Source organism: Mycobacterium sp. ABE4_509 (assembly GCF_056160785.1).
This window is the reverse complement of the sequence record NZ_JBSWXU010000183.1, coordinates 1-9,135: the sequence shown is the minus strand read 5'-3', so window position 1 is coordinate 9,135 and position 9,135 is coordinate 1. Positions and strand designations below refer to the sequence as shown.

Sequence of the window (9,135 nt, the reverse complement as noted above, 5' to 3'; positions counted from 1 at the left end):
GGGCAGCAGCGGCTGTGCCAGCGGAGCACCCGGCCCAGCGGCCGGTCCGGGCGGCGGCGGGACGTTGTCCTTGATGCAGAACACCGCACATTCCGGCTGCTGCCTGGGCGGCGGCTGCATCCACGGGGGCAGCCAGTCCGGTGTCGGTGCCGGAGCGGGTTCGGGCGGTGCCTCCGGCGCGGGCCCGGGCAGCGGGCCCAGCGACTGGCCCGGGGCGAAGCCCGGGACATTGGTGTTGAGCAGACCGGCCGCGTCGGTGCGCCCCATCAGCGGCAGCAACGACATCGGGTCGCCGGCAGGCAACCCGGTCGCGTTCAGCGGCAGGCCCGGGCCTAGTCCCTCGGAGCCCTCGAGCAGATGCATGTTCATCGCGGTCGCCGACGGGCCGAGTTCGGGGACGGGGCCGGTGATCGGCGGCAGGTCGACCGGGACCACGCCGGTGGCGTACGACGCCGCCCAGCTGAGCACGTTGCGGGCGTAGGCGACCGAGTTGTTGTAGCGCAGGATCGAGGCCATCACGTCGCCCTGGTTGCGCAGGTTCATACCGCCGCTGCACAGGTAGCGGGCCGCCGCCAGCGAGGAGTCGAACAGGTTCTGCACGTCGGCCTTGCCGTCGCCGTCACCGTCGGAGGCGTAGCGCGACCAGGTGCCCGGCAGGAACTGCATCGGGCCCATCGCCCTGGCGTAGACCACCCGGTCGGCGGTGCGGCTCTGCACGATGACCTCGTTGCCGGGCAGCGTGCCGTCCAGCGCGGGCCCGTAGATCGGCCGTACCGCCGTTCCGCGGGCGTCGGTGGCGCCGCCGTTGGCGTGCATGGACTCGATGCGGCCGATGCCGGCCAACAGGTTCCAGCTCACCCCGCAGCCGGGGTAGGCCGTGGCCATCATGGACTCGGCATTGCGGTAGGCCGCCAGGGCCATCGACGGGATGCGCAGCGTTCCGGGCGCGCTGACCACCGCGGCCGGCGGCGGTGCCGACGCACTCGCCCCGGCGACCCGCAGCGGGGTGGGGACCTTGGTGACGGCGACGACGGACGCGCCGGACGGTTCTCCCGGTGCCGTCTCGACAGCGGCCAGCGGCATCACCTCGGAGTCGCGGCCCGGATCGTGCGCCGAGTGGGGTGACCCGCCGACGGCGCCGGCCAGCACCAGGGGGGTGATCACCGCAGCGACACCGACTATCGGCATGCGGACGACGTCGGTTGCTCGGCGCCGCGCTGCTCGGAGGGCCGAGACTGCCCCTATGCGCACTCAACCGTCCTAGCTGTCAGATCGCCTGTGAACCCCGTCACCATACCTATTGGGGCACGGCTGTGTAACAACAATCGCCACAGCAGTGTCATCCGGATCTCGGCGGGCGCTTGTCGCCGGGCGGTTTGCTCGACTCGTCGGACTCGTGGTCGGGGCGCAGTTCTGCGATCAACTCGCGGATCTCCTCGAGCTCGCGGCGAAGGTAGTCGCGGGTGGCGACCTCGCCGACGGCCAGGCGCAGCGCGGCCAGTTCGCGGGCGAGGTACTCGGTGTCGGCCTTGGTCTGTTCGGCGCGGCGGCGATCCAGGTCCAGGGCGACCCGGTCGCGGTTCTCCTGCCGGTTCTGGGCCAGCAGGATCAGCGGTGCCGCGTAGGCCGCCTGCGTCGAGAACGCGAGGTTCAGCAGGATGAACGGGTAGGGGTCCCACTGCCAGGCGAACGCCCCGATGTTGAGCAGGATCCACGCGATGACCACCAGGGTCTGGATCGCCAGGTAGCGGCCGGTGCCCAGGAACCGCGCGATCCGCTCGCTGAACCTGCCCACGGCCTCCACGTCGAGGCGGGGGCCGATGCCGCGCGATACCCGCGGGGTGTCCAGCCGCTGACGCGCGCTCGACTCACTCATTTCGGTGTCTCGGCGGTGACGATCACCGGTTCGGCCTCGCGTTCGCGCCAGTCGTCGGGCAGCAGGTGGTCGAGGACGTCGTCGACGGAGACGGCGCCGACCAGGTGACTCTCCTCGTCGAGCACCGGACCGCACACCAGGTTGTAGGCCGCGAAGTAGCGGGTCAGCGCACCCAGGGAGTCCTCGGGCCGCAGGTTGGGCAGATCGGTGTCGAGAATGCCGCTGACCAGGGCCGCCGGCGGTTCGCGCAACAACCGTTGCAGATGCACGCAGCCCAGGTAGCGCCCGGTCGGGGTGGCCGTCGGTGGCCGCGCGACGAACACCAGCGACGCCAGCGCCGGGGTGAGGTCCGGATCGCGAACGCGCGCAAGGGCTTCGGCGACGGTGGTGTCCGGGGCGAGCACCACCGGCTCGGAGGTCATCAGCCCGCCCGCGGTGTTCGGCGAGTGGCTCAGCAGCCGTCGCACGTCCTCGGAGTCCTCGGGGTCCATCCGGCGCAGGAACTGTTCGGCGTCGGCGGGTGTCATGGTGCCGAGCAGGTCGGCGGCGTCGTCGGGGTCCATCGCCTCGAGGACGTCGGCGGCCCGGTCGGTCTGCAGTTGCCGCAGCACCGCGAGCTGTTCGTCTTCGGGCAGCTCCTGCAGGACGTCGGCGAGGCGTTCGTCGTCGAGCGCGTTGACCACTTCGTAGCGCCGTTTGGCGGGCAGCTCGCGCACGGCGTCGGCGACCTCGATGGGGCGCTGCCCCTCGAACTGCTCCAGCAGCTGGGCCACGCCCTGGTCGGGCATGGCCAGCCCGGACGGGGTCAGGCCGTGAACGTGCTGCCAGTCGACGGTGTAGACGTTGCTGCGCCGGCCCAGTCTGCGCTGCGGGCGCACCGCCACCTTGGTCACCATCCAGTCGCGGGTGCGGGTCTGCTCGATGCCGAGGTCGACCACGACGACGTCGATGCCGGCCAGCTGGGTCAGGTCGGGGTCATCGACGCGCACACGGGTTTCGAGAACCTGCCCGAGCACCAGGACCTCGCCGGGCCGCTGCGCGAAACGCCGCAACGAGACGTTTCCGGTGGACAGGGTGACCGCGCCGGGCTCGATGTTGGTGACCCGCAGGATGGGTACGAAAATTCTTCTGCGGCTGAGCAACTCGATGACCAGGCCGAGGACCCGGGGCCGCTGGCGGACGATGCTGATGCCGATGACCACATCCCGTACGCGCCCGATCGATTCGCCGTCGGGGCCCAGCACCACCATCCCCGCGAGTCGGGCCGCATAGACCCGGTTGACCGACGCCATGGTTGTCAAGAGTAGAGAGTGTTGTCGTGGAAAACCGTTATCGCCCCCGTCGCACGTGCCTGTCGGTCCCGGGCAGCAGCACGAAGATGATCCAGAAGGCCAAGGCGCTGCCCGCCGATCAGGTCTTTCTGGACCTGGAGGATGCCGTCGCTCCCGATGCGAAAACTCAAGCGCGCACGCAGGTCGCGGCCGCGCTGGCCGAGTCCGGTTGGGCGGGGCAGTTGCGCGGGGTGCGGGTCAACGACTGGACGACCCCGTGGACCCACGCCGATGTCATCGAGGTGGTGTCGCGCGCGGGCGCGTCGATCGACATCCTGGTGCTCCCGAAGGTGACCGACGTCTCGCACGTCCACGCGCTGGATCTGCTGCTCGGCCAGCTCGAGGTCACCCACGGGTTGCCGGTGGGCGGTATCGGCATCGAGGTCCAGATCGAGGACGCCAGAGGCCTGACCAACATCGACGCGATCGCGGCCGGTCCGCGGGTGCAGGCGCTGGTGCTCGGGCCGGCGGATCTGATGGCGAGCCTGAACATGCGCACTCTCGAGGTCGGCGAGCAGCCCGTGGGCTACGACGTCGGCGACGCCTATCACCACGTACTGATGCGGATCCTGGTGGCCGCACGGGCGCACGGCATCGCCGCCATCGACGGCCCCTACCTGAAAGTCCGTGACACCGAAGCGTTCCGGCGGGTGGCCGGGCGTTCGGCGGCGTTGGGCTTTGACGGCAAGTGGGTGCTGCATCCCGATCAGATCGAGGCCGGCAACGAGATCTTCAGCCCCCGGCAGGAGGCCTACGACCACGCCGAGCTGATCCTGGAAGCCTACGAGTGGCACACCTCGCGCGCGGGCGGTGCCAGAGGCGCGGTGATGCTGGGCGACGAGATGATCGATGAGGCGAGTCGCAAGATGGCGCTCGTCATCGCTGCCCAGGGGCGTGCGGCGGGCATGCAGCGCGCCGGCGAGCGCTTCAGCCCGCCGGCCGGCTAACCGGTCGAGGGACCGTTCACCACTGCGAACACGATCACGTAGAGGACGTAACCGACGATCACCAGTGCGCTGATGAGCACGGCCGCACCGGCCAGACCGTGGCCGTCCTGGCCGGTGCGCTTGGTTTCGCTGCGGGCGATCAGGCCGAGGGTCAGGCCCACCAGCGAGGGCAGACAGCAGGCCACCCCCGCCACCGCGCACACCAGTGCCACGATCGCCTTGCGGTTGGTGCCCGGCGGTGCCGACGGCTGCCGGTAGGCGGCGAAATCCGGGTAGGGGCTGTGGTAGCCCGAGCCGGGCAGCCCGGGGTGCGGGGTGGGGTAGACCGGCGGCGGCAGGCCGGCGCCTTCGGGGTAATCGAGTGGTTCGCCGAACTCGTCCGGCTGCCACGGTGGCCGGTTGTCGCTCATGCCGCCGGGACCGCCGGGTCAGCTCGCTATGACCGAGAAGGTCCAGACGAGGCTGATCAGCATCGTCACCGCACCGACGGCGATACCCGCGACGGCCAGCCCCTGACCTCCCTGTCCGCGCTGCTTGATCTGGTTGAGTGCGATGATGCCGAGCACGATGCCGATGATCGACCCGATGCCGCAGCACACCCCGACGATCGACGCGATCAGCGAGGCGATCGCGAACTGGTTGGTTCCCTGGGCCGGCGGTGCGCCGTAGCCGAGGTCGCCGGACGGGTAGCCGCCCGGCCCGTACGGCGGAGGCGGCGGATAGCCCCCTGCGCCATACCCGGGGTACGGCGGCGGGGCCCCCGCGTCGGGATAGGGCGGCGGGTAGCCACCGGGAGGCGGCGGGGGATATCCGGACGACGGGGTGTAGGCCGGCGGGACGTAGCCGGACGGCGGTGGACTGTAGGCCGGCGGGGTGTCGTCCGAGGACCCGGGCGGGGAGCTGGGAGATTGGCCGCCCGACGATGCTTCGTATCCTCCGAATGGAGGTTCGTACCCACCCGTGGTGGACTCGGAGCGTTCGTTTCTGCCTGCGTCGTCGTCCGGATTTGTCATGCTGATCAACCTAGCGTAAGTCCAGCTACCCGAGGTGTGCGTCAGACCGGGCACCTTTCGGCTACCAGGAACGTTGACAATGAAGACAGCCGCTGACACGCCGCGCTATCGAAGGAGTACAAGGACATGACCAGCCCGTTCCAGCCCGGACAGAATCCAGGTGCGGCAGCCGGCGTCCCCGCCTCAGGACGCGGCCGCCCGGTCGGCCTGCCGACGCCACCGAAGGGGTGGCCGGTCGGCTCGTACCCGACCTATGCGGAGGCGCAGCGCGCCGTCGATTATCTTTCCGACCAGCAGTTCCCGGTCGAACAGGTGACCATCGTCGGTGTCGACCTGATGCAGGTCGAGCGGGTCACCGGAAGGCTGACCTGGCCGAAGGTGCTCGGTGGCGGGGTGCTCACCGGGGCCTGGCTGGGCCTGTTCATCGGCCTGATCCTGGGGTTCTTCAGCCCCAATCCGTGGAGCGCCCTGGTCACCGGTCTGGTCGCCGGTGTGTTCTTCGGGCTCATCACCTCGGCGATCCCGTACGCGATGGCCCGGGGGACAAGAGATTTCAGCTCGACCATGCAATTGGTGGCCGGGCGCTACGACGTGCTCTGTGACCCGCAGAGCGCTGAGCGCGGCCGGGATCTCCTGGCGCGCTTGACGATCTGACCCGCCTGCTGGCCGCCGACGGATATCCCAGCAGTGCCGTGACGATGTTGCAGAACGCGCGTTTCGGGCTCTACGGTGTGCCCTCGATGACGCAGCTGGTGTTCGATGCTGCGCCGGGGGCTGACCCGGCCCGGGGGGCCCGCCGGTGACCGATGTCCTCGCCACGGTCCGCGCGCGGCTCGGCGACCATTTCGCCGGTGCCGGTGTGGTGGCCGAGCCCGGTACCGCCAGCGTGACGTTCCTGGGTTCCGACCGTATCGATGTGCTCAGGTTCGAGATGCCCGATGGCGGTGCGGCGCAATATGTTTCGCTGGGTTGCTCGAGGAACCCGATGGTGGACCCGGCGGAGTTCGTCGCTGATCCCGTGCGGGGCCCGCGGGCCGAGGTGGTGGTGGCTCTGCGGGGTCCGGTGCCGGTCGGGCTGGCGCGGTCCATTGCGGTGGTGGCGGCTTCCCCCGCGGTGGAGGGTCTGATCCTGGAACCGGATGCCTTGATCGACCTCGAGACACCGTTGTGGCAGGGCGCGACTTTCAGTGCTTTTCTGCTGGGGTCCAGTGACATCGACGATGTGGTGCTGCCCGAGCCGTTGTCTGCGGTGACGGTGTTGTCGGCGGTGCCGATCACTGCGACGGAGGCGGCGTGGGTGCGGCTCAAGGGGGCGGATGCGATGCGCGAGGCGTGGGTGGCCGACGGGGTCGATACAGCGGACCCACGGCGGCGAGCCGCCAATCCGGCGTGAGCGGCGAGCCGCCAATCCGGCGTGAGCGGCGAGCCGCCAATCCGGCGTGAGCGGCGAGCCGCCAATCCGGCGTGAGCGGCGAGCCGCCCGAATCGCTGCAGCGGCTAGAGCCAGTTGTTGCGCCGGAACGTGCGGTACAGCAGCAGGCAGACGATCACCATCACCAGCAGCGCCGTCGGGTAGCCGAATGACCAGTCCAGCTCCGGCATGTCCTTGAAGTTCATGCCGTAGATGCCCGCCAGCGCAGTCGGGACCGCGGCGATGGCCACCCAGGCCGAGATCTTGCGCATGTCGACGTTCTGCTGCATCGCGACCTTGCCCAGCGCCGCCTGCACCAGTGAGCTGAGCAGCTCGTCGTAGCTGGCGATGGTCTCGGAGGCCTTGATGGTGTGGTCGAGCACGTCGCGCATATAGCGGCGGATCTCGACGTTGATCAGGTCGTCGTGTTCTCTGCTGATCCGCTGCAGGTCGGTGGCCAGCGGGGTGACTGCGCGGCGCAGCTCGACGACCTCCCGTTTGAGCAGGTAGATGCTCTCGATGTCGGTCGGCGTCAGCGGAGAGAAGATGTCTCCCTCCATCGCGTCGATGTCGGTCTCGATCAGGTCGGCGACGGCCAGGTAGGTGTCCACGACGTGGTCGGCGATGGCGTGCATCACCGAGTAGGGGCCGAGTTTCAGCGAGGCAGGGGAGTCCTCCAGTACCTTGCGCACGCCGGCCAGCCCGCCGTGCTCGCCGTGGCGCACCGTGACGACGAAGTCGGAGCCGACGAACATCATCACCTCGCCGGTCTCGACGATCTGACGCATGTTGGCCATCGACTCGTGATCGACGTACTTCACGGTCTTGAGCACCATGAACAGCGTCTTGTCGTACCGCTCGAGTTTCGGCCGCTGATGGGCGTGCACGGCGTCTTCGACGGCCAGCTCGTGCAGGCAGAACACGTCGGCGACGGCCTGCATCTGGTGCTCGTCGGGCTCGTGCAGTCCGATCCAGACGAACGCGCTCCTGCCCTCGGCTTCGATCTCGTGCACCCGCTGCAGCGCGGCGGCGTGGGTGAATCTCCCGGGCAGCCGGGTGCCGTCGCAGTAGACGCCGCAGTCGACCATTGCGGCGGACACCGGCACGTGGATGCGTGAGGCGTCGGGTTCGTTGGTGTCCCGCCCGCGTGCGCCCTGGCGCATCAACGACGGCGGCAACGCGCGAAACGACGGCATCCGTTGGCTTCCCTTCTCCGACAGTCCCCGGTGATCGGCTAGCTGGATGGTACGCGCCGACGGCGCCGGTCATCGGCTCACGAAAGGGGAACCCGTCGATGTGAGAACGCGGGTTCGGCTACCCTGACGGCCGTGGCCGATAACGTCGTCGTAACCTCGCGTGGAGACTCGCAGCAGGTGCGCACCCCCCAGGTTGTCATCGAGGACAGCGAGATCTTCGACGCCCATGAGGGCGGCAAGCTCTCGGTGGAGTTGAAGTCGCCACTGGACACCCAGCGAGCGTTGTCGATCGCCTACACGCCCGGTGTCGCGCAGGTCAGCCGCGCGATCGCCGGCGACAGGACGCTCGCCGCGAAGTACACCTGGGCCAACCGGCTGGTCGCGGTGGTCAGCGACGGCAGCGCGGTGCTGGGGCTGGGAGACATCGGGGCGGCGGCCTCGCTGCCGGTGATGGAGGGCAAGAGCGCGCTGTTCAAGTCCTTCGGCGGCCTGGATTCCATCCCGATCGTGCTGGACACCAAGGATCCCGACGAGATCGTCGAGACCCTGGTCCGGCTGCGCCCCACCTTCGGCGCGGTCAACCTCGAGGACATCTCGGCACCGCGCTGCTTCGAGATCGAGCGGCGTGTCATCGAGGCGCTGGACTGCCCGGTGATGCACGACGATCAGCACGGCACCGCGATCGTGGTGCTCGCCGCGCTGCAGGGCGCCTGCAGGGCGCTCGACCGTGACATGCACGATCTGCGGGTCGTCATCTCCGGTGCCGGCGCTGCCGGTGTGGCCTGCGCGAACATTCTGCTGGCCAAGGGCATCACCGACATCACGGTGCTGGATTCCAAGGGCATCATCCACAGCGGTCGGACGGACCTGAACCCGTTCAAGGTCGAGCTCGCCGAGAGCACCAACCCGAGCGGCCGTACCGGCGGGGTCGCCGAGGCGGTGGACGGTGCCGACATGTTCCTGGGCCTGTCGGCGGGAGTGGTGCCCGAGGAGATCATCGCGACGATGGCTCCCGGTGGCATCGTGTTCGCGCTCTCCAATCCCGACCCGGAGATCCACCCCGACGCGGCACGCAAGTACGCCGCCGTGGTGGCGACCGGTCGCAGCGACTTCCCCAACCAGATCAACAACGTGCTGGCCTTCCCGGGGGTGTTCCGCGGGGCGCTCGACGCGGGCGCACGCCGTATCACCGAGAAGATGAAGGTCGCGGCCGCCGAGGCGATCTTCTCGGTGATCGGCGACGACCTCGGCGTCGACCACATCGTGCCCAGTGCGCTGGACCCGCGGGTGGGCCCGGCCGTCGCGGCCGCGGTCGCCGCCGCGTCCGAGGAGTTGGCCGGCTGATCCTGGCGCGCCTGCTC

Annotated in this window: 10 protein-coding genes; 4 read left to right on the top strand and 6 right to left on the bottom strand. The window is 69.5% G+C overall.

The annotated features are described in order from the left end of the window. The 3 genes from ACXAID_RS25230 to ACXAID_RS25220 form a co-directional block, all read right to left on the bottom strand. Positions 1–1,188 (bottom strand): lytic transglycosylase domain-containing protein (locus tag ACXAID_RS25230; protein WP_475024918.1); only part of this gene is annotated, 1,188 nt, incomplete at its 3' end. 151 nt (positions 1,189–1,339) lie between these two features. Next, positions 1,340–1,876, bottom strand: a complete 537-nt coding sequence (locus tag ACXAID_RS25225; protein ID WP_475024917.1) for a DUF1003 domain-containing protein — start codon at positions 1,874–1,876, stop codon at positions 1,340–1,342. After that, complete coding sequence (locus tag ACXAID_RS25220) at positions 1,873–3,168, bottom strand: magnesium transporter MgtE N-terminal domain-containing protein (protein ID WP_475024916.1); 1,296 nt, start codon at positions 3,166–3,168, stop codon at positions 1,873–1,875. Before ACXAID_RS25220 ends, ACXAID_RS25225 begins: the two co-directional genes overlap by 4 nt. A gap of 26 nt (positions 3,169–3,194) precedes the next feature. Here ACXAID_RS25220 and ACXAID_RS25215 point away from each other — a divergent pair, with 26 nt between their 5' ends. Continuing rightward, positions 3,195–4,154: an HpcH/HpaI aldolase/citrate lyase family protein gene (locus tag ACXAID_RS25215; protein ID WP_475024915.1), complete on the top strand. Its 960-nt coding sequence runs from the start codon at positions 3,195–3,197 to the stop codon at positions 4,152–4,154. On the opposite strand, the gene ACXAID_RS25210 is transcribed toward ACXAID_RS25215, so the two are convergent. Together ACXAID_RS25210 and ACXAID_RS25205 are read right to left on the bottom strand one after the other, a co-directional pair. Next, complete coding sequence (locus ACXAID_RS25210) at positions 4,151–4,564, bottom strand: DUF4190 domain-containing protein (RefSeq protein ID WP_475024914.1); 414 nt, start codon at positions 4,562–4,564, stop codon at positions 4,151–4,153. The two genes, ACXAID_RS25215 and ACXAID_RS25210, sit on opposite strands and share 4 nt — an antisense overlap. An 18-nt stretch (positions 4,565–4,582) precedes the next feature. After that, positions 4,583–5,167: a DUF4190 domain-containing protein gene (locus ACXAID_RS25205; RefSeq protein WP_475024913.1), complete on the bottom strand. Its 585-nt coding sequence runs from the start codon at positions 5,165–5,167 to the stop codon at positions 4,583–4,585. Positions 5,168–5,293: 126 nt separating this feature from the next. Between ACXAID_RS25205 and ACXAID_RS25200 the strand changes: the two genes are divergently transcribed. Continuing rightward, complete coding sequence (locus ACXAID_RS25200; RefSeq protein WP_475024912.1) at positions 5,294–5,821, top strand: YflT domain-containing protein; 528 nt, start codon at positions 5,294–5,296, stop codon at positions 5,819–5,821. Between the two features lie 145 nt (positions 5,822–5,966). After that, positions 5,967–6,560 (top strand): suppressor of fused domain protein, encoded by a 594-nt coding sequence (locus ACXAID_RS25195; RefSeq protein WP_475024911.1) that lies wholly within the window; start codon positions 5,967–5,969, stop codon positions 6,558–6,560. Positions 6,561–6,664: 104 nt separating this feature from the next. Here the strand turns inward: ACXAID_RS25195 and corA are convergent, their stop codons facing one another. After that, positions 6,665–7,774 carry a magnesium/cobalt transporter CorA gene (gene corA / locus ACXAID_RS25190; protein ID WP_475024910.1) on the bottom strand — a complete coding sequence of 370 codons (1,110 nt, stop codon included), beginning with the start codon at positions 7,772–7,774 and terminating at the stop codon, positions 6,665–6,667. 132 nt (positions 7,775–7,906) lie between these two features. On the opposite strand from corA, the gene ACXAID_RS25185 reads away from it, so the two are divergent. After that, positions 7,907–9,118, top strand: a complete 1,212-nt coding sequence (locus tag ACXAID_RS25185) for an NAD(P)-dependent malic enzyme (protein WP_475024909.1) — start codon at positions 7,907–7,909, stop codon at positions 9,116–9,118. The last annotated feature ends 17 nt before the right edge of the window (positions 9,119–9,135 follow it).